The 17211-nt window shown below is 71.0% G+C and carries 18 protein-coding genes; all 18 read right to left on the bottom strand.

Annotated elements, in window-relative coordinates; genetic code table 11:
- The 18 genes from fdhF to ACXJ1Y_RS18805 all read right to left on the bottom strand — a co-directional run bounded on the left by fdhF (position 1) and on the right by ACXJ1Y_RS18805 (position 17195).
- A complete protein-coding gene (fdhF, locus tag ACXJ1Y_RS18890; protein ID WP_463847654.1) occupies positions 1-2856 on the bottom strand; it encodes a formate dehydrogenase subunit alpha in 2856 nt (951 codons plus the stop codon).
- 10 nt (positions 2857-2866) lie between these two features.
- Positions 2867-4426: a formate dehydrogenase beta subunit gene (locus ACXJ1Y_RS18885; RefSeq protein WP_463847653.1), complete on the bottom strand. Its 1560-nt coding sequence runs from the start codon at positions 4424-4426 to the stop codon at positions 2867-2869.
- On the bottom strand, positions 4423-4899 hold the full coding sequence (locus ACXJ1Y_RS18880; protein WP_463847652.1) for a formate dehydrogenase subunit gamma: 477 nt from the start codon (positions 4897-4899) through the stop codon (positions 4423-4425). The genes ACXJ1Y_RS18885 and ACXJ1Y_RS18880 overlap by 4 nt, the downstream gene beginning before the upstream one ends.
- 260 nt (positions 4900-5159) lie before the next feature.
- Positions 5160-5816, bottom strand: a complete 657-nt coding sequence (locus ACXJ1Y_RS18875; RefSeq protein ID WP_463847651.1) for a glutathione S-transferase family protein — start codon at positions 5814-5816, stop codon at positions 5160-5162.
- 109 nt (positions 5817-5925) lie between these two features.
- The gene (locus ACXJ1Y_RS18870) at positions 5926-6387 is read right to left on the bottom strand and encodes a cytochrome c-type biogenesis protein (RefSeq protein WP_463847650.1); all 462 of its coding nucleotides are present in this window, start codon (positions 6385-6387) and stop codon (positions 5926-5928) included.
- Positions 6384-8387: a heme lyase CcmF/NrfE family subunit gene (locus tag ACXJ1Y_RS18865; protein WP_463847649.1), complete on the bottom strand. Its 2004-nt coding sequence runs from the start codon at positions 8385-8387 to the stop codon at positions 6384-6386. Before ACXJ1Y_RS18865 ends, ACXJ1Y_RS18870 begins: the two co-directional genes overlap by 4 nt.
- Before the next feature lie 7 nt (positions 8388-8394).
- The gene (gene ccmE, locus ACXJ1Y_RS18860) at positions 8395-8910 is read right to left on the bottom strand and encodes a cytochrome c maturation protein CcmE (RefSeq protein WP_463847648.1); all 516 of its coding nucleotides are present in this window, start codon (positions 8908-8910) and stop codon (positions 8395-8397) included.
- Positions 8911-8990: 80 nt separating this feature from the next.
- Positions 8991-10469: a c-type cytochrome biogenesis protein CcmI gene (gene ccmI / locus ACXJ1Y_RS18855; protein WP_463847647.1), complete on the bottom strand. Its 1479-nt coding sequence runs from the start codon at positions 10467-10469 to the stop codon at positions 8991-8993.
- A 132-nt stretch (positions 10470-10601) separates the two neighbouring features.
- Entirely contained in the window at positions 10602-12020 is a 1419-nt protein-coding gene (locus tag ACXJ1Y_RS18850) for an ATP-binding protein (protein ID WP_463847646.1), read from the bottom strand.
- Positions 12021-12096: 76 nt separating this feature from the next.
- Positions 12097-12336 (bottom strand): hypothetical protein, encoded by a 240-nt coding sequence (locus tag ACXJ1Y_RS18845; protein WP_463847645.1) that lies wholly within the window; start codon positions 12334-12336, stop codon positions 12097-12099.
- A gap of 16 nt (positions 12337-12352) precedes the next feature.
- Positions 12353-12859 (bottom strand): hypothetical protein, encoded by a 507-nt coding sequence (locus ACXJ1Y_RS18840; RefSeq protein ID WP_463847644.1) that lies wholly within the window; start codon positions 12857-12859, stop codon positions 12353-12355.
- Positions 12860-13005: 146 nt separating this feature from the next.
- A complete protein-coding gene (locus ACXJ1Y_RS18835) occupies positions 13006-13683 on the bottom strand; it encodes a response regulator transcription factor (protein ID WP_243959171.1) in 678 nt (225 codons plus the stop codon).
- Between the two features lie 42 nt (positions 13684-13725).
- Positions 13726-14097: a PepSY domain-containing protein gene (locus ACXJ1Y_RS18830; RefSeq protein WP_463847643.1), complete on the bottom strand. Its 372-nt coding sequence runs from the start codon at positions 14095-14097 to the stop codon at positions 13726-13728.
- 64 nt (positions 14098-14161) lie between these two features.
- Complete coding sequence (locus ACXJ1Y_RS18825) at positions 14162-14371, bottom strand: hypothetical protein (RefSeq protein WP_463847642.1); 210 nt, start codon at positions 14369-14371, stop codon at positions 14162-14164.
- Positions 14371-14652 carry a hypothetical protein gene (locus ACXJ1Y_RS18820; protein WP_342162506.1) on the bottom strand — a complete coding sequence of 94 codons (282 nt, stop codon included), beginning with the start codon at positions 14650-14652 and terminating at the stop codon, positions 14371-14373. Before ACXJ1Y_RS18820 ends, ACXJ1Y_RS18825 begins: the two co-directional genes overlap by 1 nt.
- Positions 14653-14708: 56 nt before the next feature.
- The gene (locus ACXJ1Y_RS18815) at positions 14709-15206 is read right to left on the bottom strand and encodes a hypothetical protein (protein ID WP_463847641.1); all 498 of its coding nucleotides are present in this window, start codon (positions 15204-15206) and stop codon (positions 14709-14711) included.
- Positions 15115-15708, bottom strand: coding sequence for a phage tail tip lysozyme (locus ACXJ1Y_RS18810; protein WP_463847640.1), 594 nt, complete (start codon positions 15706-15708; stop codon positions 15115-15117). Before ACXJ1Y_RS18810 ends, ACXJ1Y_RS18815 begins: the two co-directional genes overlap by 92 nt.
- A 2-nt stretch (positions 15709-15710) precedes the next feature.
- Complete coding sequence (locus ACXJ1Y_RS18805; protein ID WP_463847639.1) at positions 15711-17195, bottom strand: DUF2793 domain-containing protein; 1485 nt, start codon at positions 17193-17195, stop codon at positions 15711-15713.
- Positions 17196-17211 lie beyond the last annotated feature (16 nt).

Genomic DNA, 17211 nt, shown 5'->3' with positions numbered 1-17211 from the left:
CTACTCCGCCGCTTCCTGAGCGATCCGCGTGAGGGAGAAGTCCTCCTCGTAGAACTTCGCCTGCCAGTCGGAGGGCCGGTTGGTCCGCCGCACCTGCACCGCCGTCACCTTGTATTCGGGGCAGTTGGTCGCCCAATCCGAATAGTCGGTGGTGATGACGTTGGCGCCGGTCTTGGCGTGGTGGAAGGTCGTGTAGACCACCCCCGGCTGCATCCGCTCGGACACGCTGGCCTTCAGGGCGATGTCGCCCGAACGGCTCTCCAGGGAGACGAGATCGCCGTCCACGATGCCGCGCAGTTCGGCGTCGAAGGGGTGGATCTCCAGCACGTCCTCCTCGTGCCAGCGCGAGTTCTCGGTGCGCCGCGTCTGCGCGCCGACATTGTACTGGGACAGGATGCGGCCCGTGGTGAGGATGAGCGGGAACTTGGCCCCCGTCCGCTCCTCGGTCGGCACGAACTCGGTGATCATGAACCGGCCCTTGCCGCGCACGAAGCGGTCGACGTGCATCATCGGGGTGCCGAGCGGCGCCTTCTCGTTGCACGGCCACTGGATCGAGCCGAGCTCATCGAGCTTGGCGTAGGACACGCCGGTGAAGCTCGGGGTGAGGCTCGCGATCTCGTCCATAATCTCAGACGGGTGATCGTAATGCATCTCGTAGCCGAGCGCCTTGGCGAGCAGGATCGTGCCCTCCCAGTCGCCGTAGCCGCCCATCGGCGGCATCACCTTGCGCACGCGGCTGATCCGCCGCTCGGCATTGGTGAAGGTGCCGTCCTTTTCGAGGAACGACGCGCCCGGCAGGAAGACGTGGGCGTATTTCGCCGTCTCGTTCAGGAAGATGTCCTGGATGACGATGCATTCCATCGCCATCAGGCCGGCGGTGACGTGGTGCGTGTCGGGGTCCGACTGCGCGATGTCCTCGCCCTGGATGTACATGCCCTTGAACGCGCCCTCGACGGCCTCGTCCAGCATATTGGTGATGCGCAGGCCCGGCGCGTTGTCGAGCTTGGCGCCCCACAGGGCCTCGAAGCTCTCGCGGGTGGCGTCGTCCGAGACGTGGCGGTAGCCGGTCAGCTCGTGCGGGAACGAGCCCATGTCGCAGGAGCCCTGCACGTTGTTCTGGCCGCGGAGCGGGTTCACGCCCGCGCCGAGCTTGCCGATGTTGCCGGTGGCCATGGCGATGTTGGCCATGCCCATGACCATCGTGGAGCCCTGGCTGTGCTCGGTGACGCCCAGCCCGTAATAGATGCCGGCCGCGCCGCCCTTGGCGTAGAGCCGGGCCGCGCCGCGCACGGCCTGCGGGTCGAGGCCGGTGAACTGCTCCTGGCTCTCCGGCGAATGCCGCTCCTCGGCGACGAAGCGCGCCCAGGATTCGAACTCCGGCAGGTCGCAGCGCTCGCGGACGTAGGCCTCGTCGATCAGGCCCTCGGTGACGATGACATGGGCCATCGAGTTGATGAAGGCGACGTTCGAGCCGGGCTTCAGCGGCAGGTGGAAGTCCGCCTTGATGTGGGGCGACTTCACGAGGTCGATCTTGCGCGGATCGGCGACGATCAGCTTCGCGCCCTGGCGCAGGCGCTTCTTCATCCGCGAGCCGAAGACCGGGTGGCCGTCGGTCGGGTTGGCGCCGATCACGAGGATCACGTCGGAATGCTCGACGGACTTGAAGTCCTGCGTGCCGGCCGAGGTGCCGAGCGTGGACATCAGGCCGTAGCCGGTCGGCGAGTGGCAGACGCGGGCGCAGGTGTCGACGTTGTTGTTGCCGAAGGCGGCGCGGACCAGCTTCTGGACGAGGTAGGCTTCCTCGTTCGTGCAGCGCGACGAGGTGATGCCGCCGACGGAATCCTTGCCGTACTGGGCCTGGATCCGCTTGAACTCGGAGGCCGCCCGGCCGATCGCCTCCTCCCAGGAGACCTCGCGCCACGGATCCGTGATCTTCTCGCGGATCATCGGCTTGGTGATGCGGTCCTTGTGGGTGGCGTAGCCGTAGGCGAAGCGGCCCTTCACGCAAGAATGGCCCTCGTTGGCCTTGCCGCCCTTGTAGGGGACCATGCGCACCACGCGGGTGCCCTGCATCTCCGCCTTGAACGAGCAGCCGACGCCGCAATAGGCGCAGGTCGTCAGCTCCGCATGCTCGGGCTGGCCGAACTCGTGGATCGACTTTTCCTGGAGGGTCGCGGTCGGGCAGGCCTGAACGCAGGCGCCGCAGGACACGCACTCCGATTCCATGAAGTTCGTCGGCCCGGCGGCGACGCGGCTGTCGAAGCCCCGGCCGGCGATGGTCAGGGCGAAGGTGCCCTGCACCTCCTCACAGGCGCGCACGCAGCGGTTGCAGACGATGCACTTCGACGGATCGTAGGTGAAGTACGGGTTTGACTCGTCCTTCGGCAGGTACTTCTCGGCGCTCGGCACGACGTGGTTGTCGCCCTCGTAGCCGTAGCGCACGTCGCGCAGGCCCACGACACCGGCCATGTCCTGCAACTCGCAATCGCCGTTGGCGGCGCAAGTGAGGCAGGTCAGCGGGTGGTCGGAGATGTAGAGCTCCATCACCCCCTTGCGCATCTTGGCGAGCTTGTCGGTCTGCGTGCGCACGACCATGCCGTTCTCGGCCGGCGTGGTGCACGAGGCCGGCGTGCCGCGACGGCCCTCGATCTCCACGAGGCAGAGGCGGCAGGAGCCGAACGGCTCCAGGCTGTCGGTGGCGCAGAGCTTGGGGATCTGCGTGCCGGCGGTCATGGCGGCGGCCATGACGGAGGTGCCGGCCGGAACCGTGACCTCCATGCCGTCGATGGTCAGCGTGACCGTCTGCTCGGCGACCCGGATCGGGGTGCCGTAGTCGATCTCTTTGATGAGGGCCATGGAAGCCTCCTCACTCAGCCGCCGCAGGCAGCAAGCCCGCGCGGCGAAAATCCTCGGGGAAGTGGGTGATGGCGCTCATCACGGGCATCGGCGTCAGGCCGCCCATGGCGCAGAGCGAGCCGTCGGTCATGACCTCGCAGAGGTCCTCGACGAGCTTGAGATTCGCCTCGGGCCGGATGCCGGCGATCACCTTGTCCATCGTCTCGACGCCGCGCGTCGCGCCGATGCGGCAGGGGGTGCACTTGCCGCAGGATTCGGTGGCGCAGAACTCGAAGGCGAAGCGGGCCTGGGAGGCCATGTCGACGGTGTCGTCGAACACGACGATGCCGCCATGGCCGACGAGGCCCTTGTTGGCCGCCATCGCCTCGTAATCGAGGGGCGTGTCGAGGAGGTGATCGGGGAAGTAGGCCCCGAGCGGCCCGCCGACCTGCACGGCCCGCACCGGACGGCCCGAGCGGGTGCCGCCGCCGTATTCCTGGATCACCTCGCGCAGGGTGATGCCGAAGGCCAGCTCGATCAGGCCGCCATGCTTGATGTTGCCCGCGAGCTGGATCGGCAGGGTGCCGAGCGACCGGCCCATGCCGTAATCGGCATAGGCCTTGGCGCCGTTCTCCAGGATCCACGGCACGGCCGTGAAGGTCATGACGTTGTTGACCAGCGTCGGCTTGCCGAGGAAGCCCTTGAGGGCTGGGATCGGGGGCTTGGCCCGCACGATGCCGCGCTTGCCCTCAAGGCTCTCCAGCAGCGAGGTCTCCTCGCCGCAGATGTAGGCGCCGGCCCCGAGGCGGACTTCCAGGTGGAAGGTCTTGCCCGAGCCGAGGATGTTCTCGCCGAGCACCCCCGCCTTCACGCCGTTGGCGATGGCCTTCTTCAGGGTCTCGAAGGCCTGCGGATATTCGGAGCGCAGGTAGATGTAGCCCCGGGTCGCACCGGTGGCGACGGCGGCGATGGTCATGCCCTCGATGAGGTTGAAGGGGTCGCCCTCCATCATCATCCGGTCGGCGAAGGTGCCGGAATCGCCCTCGTCGGCATTGCAGACCACGTATTTCTGGTCCGCCCTGGCCAGCATCACCGTGTTCCACTTGATGCCCGCCGGGAAGCCGGCGCCGCCGCGCCCGCGCAGGCCCGACTCGCGCACCGCCGTCACGATGCCTTCGGCGTCGAGCTTCAGCGCCGCGTCGAGGCCGCGATAGCCGCCATGGGCCCGGTAATCCTCGACGGAGACCGGATCGATGACGCCGCAGCGGTGGAAGGTCAGGCGCTGCTGCTTGGCGAGGAAGGGGATCTCTTCCGGGTTGCCGAGGCGAAGCGAATGCTCGCCGCCGGTCAGGAGGCCGCCATCGAGGAGGGCGTCCACGTCCTTCAGGGTCACGGGCCCGTAGGCGACGCGGCCCTCGGGCGTGGCCACCTCGACCATCGGCTCCAGCCAGAACAGGCCGCGCGAGCCCGTGCGGACGATGGTGACGTCGAGGCCGCGCCGCTCGGCGCCCGCGAACAGCGCGCGGGCGACCTTGTTGGCGCCGAGCCCGAGGGCCACGGCATCGCGGGGAACGTAAAGCGTGACGCTCACTGGCGCACCTCCGTCAGGGCGGCTTCCAGGGCGTCGGCGGTGAGATGCGCGACGGGCTCGCCATCGACCAGGGCGGCCGGGCCGTTGGCGCAGAGGCCGAGGCAATAGACCGGCTCCACCGTGGCGGAGCCGTCGGTGGCCGTGCCGTGCCAATCGCAGCCGAGGCGGCCGAGGATCTCGCGGTGCAGGGAGTCCGAGCCCATCGCCTGGCAGGCCTCGGCCCGGCAGAGCTTCACCTCGTGGCGGCCGGCGGCCGGCGCCTTGCGGAAGTCGTGGTAGAAGCTGACGCAGCCGAACACCTCGGCGTTCGACATGTTCAGGGCATCGGCGATCAGGGGGATCGCGCCGTGATCCACGTAGCCGAAGGTTTCCTGCAGCGCGTGCAGGATCGGCAGCGTGGCGCCTTCGAGATGGCTGTGCTCGGCGATGATGCCCGAGGCCCGCTCGTGGCTCCAGGGCTCGTGACGCGGCATAGGTTTCCTGCCCAGTCTGTTCCTGTTCTAAGTCGAAGTGGAACAGAATTGCAGGTGCGCTTCAATCGCGCTGTCCGGTGGGCCGACAAAGGACGTCTGTTGAACTGTTACCTTGCGGGCGACCGATCGGTCCGTCCGCCCTCAGCGGGCGCCAGTGCTGACGAAACCTTTCGCGAGCGTTTCCAGCGGGCTGCCGGCGTCGCCGGTCACGGCGAAAGGCTGTCGAGCTTGCCGCGAGACATGCAGGAAAATGCCATCGCTCAGAACTCCATGTCGAGTTCTTCGATCTCCTCCGGCTCCTGGGCGGCGGCCTCGGCCCACTCGACCATCAGTGGCCAGTGTAGGATCGTGTCGCGGTAGGCGGCAGCGCCCGGCGGCAGCGTCACGTCGTAGGTGCGGAAGCGGGTGCAGACGGGGGCGAACATCGCGTCCGCGAGGGAGGGCGTCTTGCCGAACAGGTACGGGCCCTCGTAGCGGTCGAGGCAATCGTCGAAGATCGTGACGATGCGCTCGATGTCGGCCTTGGCGCCGTTGAACACCCGGAAGCCGGGGTGGAACGCCTTCAGGTTCATCGGCAGGGCCGAGCGCAGGTTCACGAAGCCCCCATGCATCTCGCCCGCGATGGAGAAGCAATGCGCCCGCTCGGCCCGCCCCTCCGGCAGCAGGCCGGCCTCCGGGAAGGTCTCGTGCAGGTAGGCGGTGATGGCGAGGGTGTCCCACACGACGATGTCGCCGTGGCGCAGCCGGGGCACGAGGAAGGACGGCGAGAGATGCAGCAGCTCCGCCCGGCTGGTCGTGTCCTCGCCGGACAGGAGTTCGGTGGAGAAATCGAGACCCGCCATCCGGCAGATCAGCCAGCCCCGCAAGGACCAGGAGGAATAGTTGCGGCTGGAGATGGTCAGCGTCGCAGCGGTCATCGTCCCCTCCCCACTTCGTATGATCCGCTGTCGGATCCAAGACTCGTGCCGAGTTCCAAGACTCGTGCCGAACGGTCCGGAGGGGCGAATCAAGCCGATGGGGGCGAGCCTACTCCCGTCGCAGCAGCGCGGCGACCTCCGCCTCCTCGGCGGCCGAAAGATGCCGCACGGGGGCGACGGAGCGGCGGCGCGCGAGGCGCCACAGGCCGAACAGGCCGAGCACCACGGCGAGCGCGGGCGTCAGCCACAGGATGAGGGTGTGGAGGGCGAAGACCGGGCGCAGCAGCACGAACTCGCCGTAGCGGGCCACGACGTAGTCCCGCACCGCCTCGTTGCTGTCGCCCTTCGCCAAGCGGTCGCGGACCAGCAGGCGGAGGTCCTTGGCAAGGGGCGCGTCGGAATCGTCGATGGACTGGTTCTGGCAGACGAGGCAGCGCAGCCCCTCGGAGATCTCCCGCGCCCGGTGTTCCAGGGCGGGGTCCTTCATCACCTCGCCCGGCTGCACGGCGAGCGCCGGGAGCGGGGCGAGGAGGAGCGCGGCGGCGAGCGCGCAGCGGGCCGTCACGCTCATTCCGCAGGCACCGCGCTCGCGGGAAGGGCACGGCCCTTCGCCTTGGCGGGGGCGCCGACGCGCATCCGCCGGTCGGTGAGGGAGAGGCCGCCGCCCAAGGCCATCACCACGGCGCCGAGCCAGATCAGCAGCACCAGCGGCTTGTAGTAAAGCCGCAGGCCGATGGCACCGTCCTTCCCGACCTCGCCGAGGCTCGCATAGACCTGGCTGGCGCCGATGGTGAGCAAGCCGGATTCGGTCACGGTCATCTGCCGGCTCGGATAGAAGCGGCGGCCGGTCTCGACCTTGCCGATCTCGTCGCCCTCGCGGTTGCGGATGGTGAGGAAGGCGCCCGCCTCCTCGTAGTTCGGGCCCTTGCGCGGGGCGACGGAATCGAGCGTCGCCACGTAGGGGCCGACCGTGAGCGTGCCCCCCGGGTTGAGGCTCGCCAGCCCCTCGCCCGCCCAGCCCTGGGCGGCGATGCCGATCACCACCACGCCGACGCCCGCATGGGCGAAGGCCGTGCCCCAGGCCGAGCGCGGCAGGCCGATGGCCCGGCGGGCGATCTCCCCGGCCGCGCGGGTGCGCCGCGCGCCGTAGCCGCGGGCGCGGCCGACGATCTCCAGCACGGAGCCGATGATGAGGTAGGCGCCGAGCCCGATGCCGACCGGCGCCATCCAGGGCCCGCCCGAATGGAAGGCCAGCACCGCGAGGCCGGCGGCCAGCGCCAGGGCGAGGGCGAAGAACAGGCGCTGCGTCGCGGCGTGCAGATCCCCGCGCTTCCAGGCCAGGGCCTGCCCGAACGGCACGATCAGCAGCAGCGGGATCGCCAGGGGCACGAAGGTGGAATTGAAGAAGGGCGGGCCGACGGTGATCTTGTCGCCGGTCAGCATCTCCAGGAGCAGCGGGTAGAGCGTGCCCACGAACACCGTCGCGCAGGCCGCGACGAGGAAGAGGTTGTTGAGGACGAGCGACCCCTCGCGGGAGATCGGCGCGAACAGGCCGCCCTGCCGCAGCAGCGGCGCCCGCCATGCGAACAAGGCCAGCGACCCGCCGATGAACAGCACGAGGATGCCGAGGATGAACACGCCGCGCGTCGGATCGGTGGCGAAGGAATGCACCGAGGTCAGCACGCCCGAGCGGACGATGAAGGTGCCCACCAGCGAGAGCGAGAAGGTGAGGATGGCGAGCAGCACCGTCCAGACCTTCAGGGCATCGCGCTTCTCCATCACCACGGTGGAATGGAGGAGCGCCGTGCCCGCGATCCACGGCATCAGGGAGGCGTTCTCCACCGGATCCCAGAACCACCAGCCGCCCCAGCCGAGCTCGTAATAGGCCCAGTAGGAGCCCATCGCGATGCCGAGCGTGAGGAAGCACCACGCCGAGAGGGTCCAGGGCCTCACGGCCCGCGCCCAGACGGCGTCGATGCGGCCCTCGATCAGCGCGGCGGCGGCGAAGGCGAAGGAGATCGAGAACCCGACATAGCCGAGGTAGAGGAGCGGCGGGTGGATGGCGAGGCCGGGATCCTGCAGCAGCGGGTTCAGGTCGCGGCCCTCGAGCGGCGCCGGCACCACGCGGGTGAACGGGTTCGAGGTCGTGATGATGAACAGCAGGAAGACGAAGCTGACGAGCCCCTGCACGCCCAGCGTGTTCGCCCTGAGCCTCGGCGGCACCGAATTGCGCGCGGCCGCGACGCAGGCGCCGAATAGGGTGAGGATGAGCACCCAGAGGAGCATCGAGCCCTCGTGGTTCCCCCACACGCCGGAGATCTTGTAGATCAGCGGCTTCTGCGTGTGCGAGTTCTCGACCACGTTCTGGACCGAGAAGTCCGACGTGACATGCGCCCAGGTGAGGGCCGCGAAGGCGAAGAGCACGCAGGCGAAGGCGCCGAGCGCCGCCTGGAAGGTGGCCTGCCGCAGGGTCGGGTCGCCCGAGCGCGCCGCCCAGATCGGCATCGCCGTCTGGACGAGGGACAGGGCGAGCGCCAGGGCGAGGGCGAAATGTCCGGTCTCGACGATCACGTGAGCCTCACCGTTCGCTGCGCGGCCCGAGCGTGCCGCCGGCCGAGGCCGAGGCGGCGGGCGCCTGGCCCTGCGGCCCGCCCTGCGGCCCCCCCTCCTGCCACCGGCCCTGCTTCTTGAGGGCGTCGGCGACTTCGCGGGGCATGTAGGATTCGTCGTGCTTGGCCAGCACCGTGTCGGCGCGGAAGCGGTTGCCCGGCTCCAGCACGCCCTCGGCCACCACGCCCTGCCCCTCCCGGAACAGGTCCGGCAGGAGGCCCTTGTACTGCACGGCGATGGTGGCGCCGTGGTCCGTGACCGCGAAGTCGATGGTCTGGTCCGGCCCGCGCTTCAGCGAGCCGTCCTGCACGAGGCCGCCGAGCCGCAGGCGCGTGCCGGTGGGGATCGCCTGCGCCTCGATCTCCGAGGGCGACTTGAAGAAGACGATGGAGCCGCTCATCGCGAACAGGATCAGCCCCACGGCCAGCGCGAGCACGCTGCCGCAGGCGGCGATCAGGATCAGGCGGCGCTTCTTGCGCGTCACGACGGATCGTTCCCCCTACTATGGCCAGAGGGTGTCGGACGCGGCGGCCTCCCGGTCAAGGGCGGAAGGCCGCCTGGCCCTCAGGGGCGACCTTTGGCGACAGGGGCGGCGAGGTCGAGGTCATGGGCGAGTCCGTCGATCCGGGCCACCGCCTCGGGGTTGGCGGCGAGGGCCATGCGGGCGCGGTCGAGGGCCTTCACCGCCTGATCGCGCTCGCCCAGGACGCTGTAGGAGCGCACGAGCCGCATCCACTCGTCGGGGCTGCCGCCCTTGGCCGCGAGGCGCCGGTCCAGGGCCTCGACCATGCCGCGCACCGCCGCGTCCCGCTCGGCCGGGGGCATCGCCCGCACCGCCGCCATGGCGGCGTCGGTGTCGGCCTTGGCCGTGGGGGTGGGGGTGGGAACGGCGGAAGGGTTGGCCTGGGCCTGCCCGAGGCCGAGTTCGCCGGCCGCCCCCTCGACATGGGCGAGGCCCTGCGGGTCGGAGGCCAGCGCCGTGCGGGCGCGGGCCAAGGCCGCCATCGCCTGATCGCGCTCGCCGAGCACGGTGCGCGAGCGGATCAGCCGCACCCACTCGTCCGGCGTGCCGGTGCCGGCCTTCAGCCGCGCGTCGAGCCCATCGACCATGCCGCGGATGGCGGCCTGCTGCTCGGCGGGGATCGTGGGCGGACCCTCGGGCGCGGCGGGGGGCGGGGCGGGCTCGCCCTTCAGCCGGGCCAGCGTCGAGCGGACGACGCCGAGCCAGGGGGCGTCGGGGGCGCTCGTGCCTTCGAGGGTGGTGAGCTGGCGGATCGCCTCGCCGGTGTCGCCGCCCTGCTCGGCGGCGCGGGCGACGTAGAAGCGGGCCTTGGCGGCCTTCGGATCCTTGGCGAGCGCCCGCTCGAAGAGGCTCTTGGCCTCGGGGGAGACGGTGCCGTCGCCCGCCGCCGTCAGGGCCTCGCCCCAATCGGCCAGGATCTCGGGCGGGTCGCCCTTCAGCCGGGCGAGTTGCCCGTAGGCGCGGGCCGCCTCGTCGAAGCGGCCGGTGCGCATGTAGACCGGGGCGAGGACCTGCCAGCCGCGCGCGTCGTCGGGATCGCGGGACAGCCGCGCCTCGATCTGGCCGACGGCCTTGGCGAGTTCGTCGGTGCCGCCGCGCGCCGCCGTACGGTCGGCCTCGGTCTGCGCGGGCAGTTCCGGCGAGCCGTAGAGCCCGTAGGCGATGAGGGCGACGAGCGGGATGGTCGAGAGGGCGAAGGCGGAGGCCGCCCGGCGGCGGCGCAGGCGCGGCTCGGCCAGCGTCGGCGCGTCCTCGGCCTTGCCGTCGGCCTCGCGGCTCGCACGCAGCAGGCGGCGGGCGGCCTCGGCACGGGCGGCCTCGGCCTCCTCCGGCGCCATCAGGCCGCGCTCCACGTCGCGGGCGATCTCGGCGAGCTGGTCCTCGTAGAAGGCCGTCTCGGTGGCGACGAGCGCGTCCGGCTCCTCGCCGCGCGGGTCGGCGACGCGTCGCGACAGCGGCCAGAGCAGGCTGAGCACGGCCAGGGCGGTCATGCCCGCCAGGATGAACCAGATCGCCGTCATCAGATCCCGCGTGCGGACCGGATGGGTCCGGTCTTCATATGGAGGCGGCTCCGACCCGACGTCATGCCTCGGACGGGCGGCACGGTGTCACCCAACTCGTGCCCGGTAGCAACCCTTACCTTGGCCGCACGCTCAATGGGCCGCTGCCCCGGCCGGCGCGTCGCCGGGCACTTCGAGCACGGCCCGCAGGCCGCCGAGCGTGGCCTGATCGAGGCTGAAGCGCCCGCGATAGAGGGCGGCGAGGTCGGCCACGATGGAGAGGCCGAGCCCCGAGCCCGGCTTCGATTCGTCGAGGCGCCGCCCGCGCCCGAGCACCGCCTGCCGCGCCTCCGGCGGCAGGCCGGGGCCGTCGTCCTCGATGGCGACGACGAGGAGGGGATAGCCGTCCCGGGCGATCACCTCGGCCCGGATCGCCACCCGGCCGTGCGCCCACTTGGAGGCGTTGTCGACGAGGTTGCCGACCATCTCCTCGAAGTCCTGGCGCTCGCCCCGGAAGCGCACGCCCGGCGGCACGTGGACCTCGTAGGCGATGTCCTTGTCGCGGTAGATCTTGCCGAAGGTACGAACGAGGCCCGCCAGCGCCGGCTCGATCTCCGTGGAGGTGCCCAGCGTGCCCGCCAGCGCCGCCGCCCGCGCCCGGTCGAGGTGGTAGTTCACCTGATCGCGCATCACCGCCGCCTGCTCGCGGATCTTCAGGGCGAGGTCCTCCGGCGCGTCGGACGAGCCGACCTCGTTGACGATGATCGAGAGCGGCGTCTTCAGGGCGTGGGCGAGGTTGCCGACCTGCGTGCGGGCGCGCTCCAGGATCTCGCGGTTGGTCTCGATGAGCAGGTTCACCTCGCCGGTCAGCGGCGCGATGTCGCGGGGATAAGTCCCGGTGATGCGGTCGGCCTCGCCCTGGCGGACGGCGCCGAGCGCCGCGCGCATCTTCTTCAAGGGCGCGAGGCCGAAGCGGATCTGCAGCAGCGTGGTCAAGGCCAGCGACGCCCCGAGGAGCGCGAAGGTCATGTAGAGGGCGTTGCGGAAGCGGTCGACGTCGTTGACGATCTCGTCGGCCGGCCCGGCCACGCGCACGGTGTAGCGGCCCTCCTCGCCGAGATCGACGTCGCGCTCCATGATGCGCAGGAGCCGCCCGTCCTGGCCCTTGCCGTAGCCCTGGCGGATCTGCCCGACGCCGACCTTGCCGTCCGCGTCGGTGGCCGGCGGCAACGCCACGCCGACGAGGGAGCGCGAGGTGCGGATGTCGCGCGGCTTCGCATCGGGCTTGCCGACCTGCCAGTACCAGCCGGACAGGGGCAGATCGAAGCGCGGATCGCCCAGGGAGAAGGTGCGGCTCTCGGGATCGTTGGGGGTGACGAGGTCGGTGGCGAGGTTGTTCGTGAAGACGAGGAGCCGGCTGTCGAAGGCGCGCTCGGTGTTCTCGCGGTAGAGGGTCGTGAGGATCCAGGCGGCGATCAGCAGGATCGCCGAACTCGACAGAAAGGCCGAGACGGCGAGGCGCACGGCGATGGAGCGCCGCCGCAAGGCGAAAAGGTCGAGAACGCGGCGCATGCTAGTCCCGGTGCGGCTGCCCGCAACAAAAAGCCCCGCCGTGGCGGGGCCGACGCGCGAGGGGTGCCGTCACGGCCTATGCCGCAAGATCGCGAACCATCTCATCGGTCAGATCGATTCCATCGGGATCTGTGACCAGGGCCATCTCGTCGCGGCCGTCCCACGCGGTCCACTCGTCCTGCGCGATGCGGTCGATCAGCGTGTCGCGACCGGCCGCATAGAACGCCGCGGCATGGGCGAAGCCCGCATCGAGGGCGGCCGTCATCTCGTCCCGCACGGCGATGGCCGCCGCAGGCGTGGGCGCATTGTTGGCCATGTTTCTGTTGGCCATGTCACAATTCCCTGCACAGGTAGGCCGCGCGGACGCGGCGTAACGCGTACGGATGATAGCCGTATCGCTGGTATTTTGAAGGGTCAACGGGGTTCTTGACGAGCACCCGACGGCACCCGAGGAGCTTGGCGTATTCTTCCGCGCAGGCCAGGATCGGCAGGAGGATGCCCCCGGCGAGGTATGTCGGCGCGAACGACCGCTCGACCCAATTGAGGGTGAGGTGGGTCTTTCCGTCGGACGGCTTTCCGAGGGCCAGCCCCTGCAGGACATCCCCGCCTTCGATCCGCTGCCAGATCGCGAGATCGAAATACGACGGGATCGGCTGGAATCTCCGGTGGAGCGATTCCCAGCTCTCCTTGAAGCCCAGATGCGTCCGCTCCGAATAGTATCGGGGCCATTCGAGCCGGGCATGGTCGGTCGCCGACGAGTCGATCGAGGCGAAGGTCACGCCGGCCCAGGCGCTGCCCCCCGGGCTCGCGCCGATCTTGGCCGTCATACTGCGCGCCACCGCCTCCCTGGAGGCAGTCTTCAACGCGTAGTAGTATGCATGTTTCGAAGTAACCACCGCTCCGCGAGCCACCCTCGAGCGTCGTCACGCGCGATGGTGGCCGTCCGCGAAGAATGACGCAAGCATTCGGGCAAGCCTCTAACCCCTCACACCCGCGCCGCCGGCTGGTTCGGGTCCACGAGGTAGCCGAGGCCGCGCACGGTCTGGATGAGATCCACCGCCAGCTTCTTACGCAGCCGGCCGACGAAGACCTCGATCGTGTTCGAGTCGCGGTCGAAATCCTGGTCGTACAGGTGTTCGGTCAGTTCGGCGCGGGAGACGACCCGGCCGGTATGGTGCATCAGGTAGGACAGCAGCCGGTATTCGTGGCTCGTCAGCTTCACCTGGGCGCCGTCCACGAAGACCTTGCCGGAGCGGGTGTCGAGGGTCACGGGCCCGCAGGTGATCTGGCTGGAGGCGTGGCCGGCGGCCCGGCGCAGCAGGGCGCGGACACGGGCCATCAGCTCCTCCATGTGGAAGGGCTTGGTCACGTAGTCGTCGGCGCCGGCATCGAAGCCGTCGACCTTGTCCGACCAGCGGTCGCGGGCGGTGAGGATGATGACCGGCGTCTTCACCCCGGCCCGGCGCCACTTCTGCAGCACGCTCACGCCGTCCGCCTTGGGCAGGCCCATGTCGAGGATGATGGCGTCGTAGGGCTCGCTCTCGCCGAGATAGCCCCCCTCCTCGCCGTCATACGCCTTGTCGGCGACGTAGCCCGCCTCCTCCAGCGCGGCCACGACCTGCCGGTTGATGTCCTTGTCATCCTCGACGACGAGCAGTCGCACGTCACATCTCCCTTGGGGTCCCCTGGGGCGGGCGGCACCCCGTCAGTATTGACCCGCGACCTTGCCAGTGCGCGCATCCACGATGACGTGCACGAAATGCCCGTCCCGGCGCAAGGCCGTCAGCATGTACACGAGTCCGTCCTCGTGCCGGCAGAGGCTGGCCCGCTGGATCTCGGCTCGCGGGATCACCGTGCGCGCGGCGCGGATGGCGGCGATGGGCTCGATCACCCGGCGCTCGCCCACCTCCTCGCGCATGTCGGCGGGGGAGAGGCAGGTCTCGACGCGGGGGGCCGGCGACAGGGCGGCCTGGGCGGTTTGCGTCGCCGGGGCGTCCTCGGCCATGGAGCCGATCCCGCCCGCGACGAAGGCCGCGACGGTCAGGCAGATGGCAGCAAGGGCGATGGCGTGGCGCATTGGGCCGAGCTTTGTGCTCCAGGCACTGAATGCCCCCTGAATACCGGAGTTCGTCCGGCGGGCGTCAGTTCTCGGCGGGGAAGGGGCAAAGCTTCTCATGGGCGGATCGTCGGCTGCAGACCATGACGGCCGAGCCCGCCCCCGGTTCCATCACCGGTTGGGGACGGAGCCCCGCGCCGAACAGCGCCCCGAGATGCAGGCTCACCGCCAGGGCGAGGGGGGCGGCCACGGCAAGCCAGAGGCGGGTGAGGACGCGGTCGGCCTTGTCCGGCATCAGTGCCCTCCCGTGACGAGGCGCCAGAGCAGCCGCAGCGCCGGCAAACGCTCGGCGATCCAGGCCGCCTGATCCGAGAACCAGTGGGCCACCGCCGCCGCGCCGAGGAAGGCGGCGACGACGGCGTGTTTCAGGCGGCAGAGGAACGCGCGCAGCGCCCGCCGCGCGATGCGCTCGTCCACGATCTCGTCGAGGAGGGCGAGCCGCTGCGCGCTCTGGCGGGCGATCCAGGCCTGCCAGGGGGGCGGGGCGTCGGGGGGATCGGGGGAACGGGCCGTCATCGCACCTCCTCCGGCCACGCGGCCGTCCCCCCGCCCCTTCCCCCCCGCCCCTTCCCTCAGCCCCGGCGGGGCGGATCGGCCTTCAGGAGGCGCAGGGCCGGTTCGAGGACCGTCTCGGCGCTGCCCTGCGCGTCGAGGGGCAGCGCGCGGAAGATCCGCGCCGCCACGCCCTCCGCCCCGCCCGCGCCGCGCACGACGCGGGCCGGCGCGGTGGCGAGGACGTGCCTTGTGCCCTCGGCCACCACCGCCGGGGCCACGCTCACGGCGACGCTGCGGCCGCGCATGGCGCCGGACACGGCGTTCTGGCCGTAATCGACGCCTGCGCGGATCGCTGCCTCGACCCGCTCGCGGGTGAGGATCGAGCTGGCCCAGGGGGCGGTGCGGGCGATGCCGGCCGTCACCGCCGCCGCCGCGACGGGGACGAGGGCCGAGGAGGCGGCGGACAGGGCCGCCGAGAGCCAGTCACCCCAGGGAAGGGCGGCGGCCTCCGGGGAGGCCGCGGCGGCGGGGCCGGCGGCGGAGAGCAGGGCGAGGACGAGCGGGACGCGGGTCATGGGGACCTCCTGGCGGGTGGGGAACGGGGGTGGGGCGGATCGCCCGCAGGGCCCGCCGCGCGTAGGCGAGGCGGCGCGGCAGGGCGGGGATGGCCGGGCGTTCGAACAGGCGGCAGACGGTCTCCGTCGCCCGGTCGAGGGTCGCGCAGCGGCGCAGGGCGTCGAGGGCGGCGGATTCGGGCCCGCGCAACTCGGCGATCAGGTAGCCCTCGTTGGCGGCGTCGGAGGCGGGATCGAGACCGCGCGCCCGGCTCCAGGCCTCCATCGCCACCCGGCGCGGGCCGGTCCATTGCGCGAGGCCCCAGCCGCCGCGCGAGCCCGGCACGAGGGGCGCGATCTCCTGGAGATGGCGGAAGCCGCCGGTCTCGTGGCCCAGATTGCCGAGGAGGCCGGCGGCCTGGACGTCGGTGAGCGCGAGGTCGCGCATCAGCACCGGCCCGAGGCGGGCGCAGCGGGCCGCGAACGGATCGGCCGCCGCGTCGGAGGGGGAAGGCGCCACCATGGCTAGGCCGCGTCGGCGACGAGGCAGATCTGCAGGCCGGCGGTACTCACGTACACGCCCTGGTCCGAGTAGCTGAACATCCGCAGCCGGTCCCCGGCGTTCTGCAGCGACAGCCGGCTGTACGGATAGGTCGAGCGCGTCGCCGGGGTCGGGCCGACGCCGCACCACAGGAACCATGGGCCGTCCGCCTCGGAGGTGTAGACCCCGATCCCGTATTGCGTGCCGGCGCTGCTCTGGTCCTTCACCCGCAGGGACGCCGTGATCTGGTAGATGCCCCGGCGCGGGCAGGTGTACCAGCTCTCCGTCGCGTTCCAGTTGCCGCCGGGATCGCTGTTCACGCTCCGCATCGTGATCCGGGGGAAGCCGCCCTGGACGATCTGCGTCGAGGCCGGCTCCGCCACGTCCACGAAGGTGCGCTCGTTGAAGGTGAGCCCCCGGTCGTTCACCGTCCACTTGTTGTAGCCGTTGCTCTGCAGCGCGACGCTGCCGTAGGGCGTCACCAGGGCGGTGGCCGCGAGCCCGTTGATCCGGTCGCTGCCCTGCGCGGCGATGGTGACGGCGCAGGCCCCCGAGCAGGCGCCGCTCTCGTCCATCACGGTCAGCACCGTGCCCTGCGGGTAGGCCGAGGCCGCCGGCAGGGTGAGGGTGCGCGCCGCCGTCAGCGCGATCACCGCCACCGTGCGGTCGCTGCCCCGGATCGTGTAGGCGGCGTCGGACACCTGCACCCGCGCCGTGGCCGCCGCCGCGCTCGCCGCGACGAAGGCGGTGGTGGCGAGCCGGGTGGTGGCATCGCCCGCATCGGGGGTCGGGGCGGTCGGGCTCGCCTCGAAGGCGACCACGCCCGTCGCGGCCCTGGCGGTGAGCGCCGTGTGGAAGCTCTGGCCGTCCGGCGAGGTCTTGAGCACCAGATCGTCTCCGCCCAGCGTCCCGAACAGGGCGCGGCTGGACCATCCCGTCTGGAAGACGAAGCCGGCATCCTGGGCCGCCGCCTTCTTGTTGACGGTGACGCGCAGGTCGCCGGAGCCCGGCGTGACGTCGTCCCACGACAGGAACGCCGCGTCCGTCTTCACCGCCAGCCGGTTCGTGGCGTCGGCCTGGGCGTTCACCCCCAGGCGGTCGGTGGCGGCGGGGGCGGAGCCCGCCGTGGTCAGGGACGCCCACATGCTCCCGTCGAAGGCGTAGACCAGCTTCTCGTCGGCGACGTAGGCGAGCCAGCCCGCCGCCGGCACGGCGCCGACCCAGACCCCGTCCGTGAAGCGGACCACCTGCCCCGAGAGCCCCGCCCAGGCGCCGGTCGGCGTCGCGGCGGTGACGAGGTAGCGGTCGCCCTCGGCGGGGTTCACGGGGGGCGAGGCGAGGTCCTTGTCCCGGCAGGCGAGCTGCACGAGGCCGTCGAGCAGGGTCAGCGCCTCGTTGTGGGTGACGTGCTTCTGCGCCTGCCCCGCCGCGAGGAGCGGCAGGCCGAGATGGGGCGTGACATCGGACATGGGGGGCTCCTCCGGG

The organism is Methylobacterium sp. TK26 (assembly GCF_055361565.1).
The sequence above is the reverse complement of the archived record's forward strand: the minus strand, read 5'-3'. Positions and strand labels throughout refer to the sequence as shown.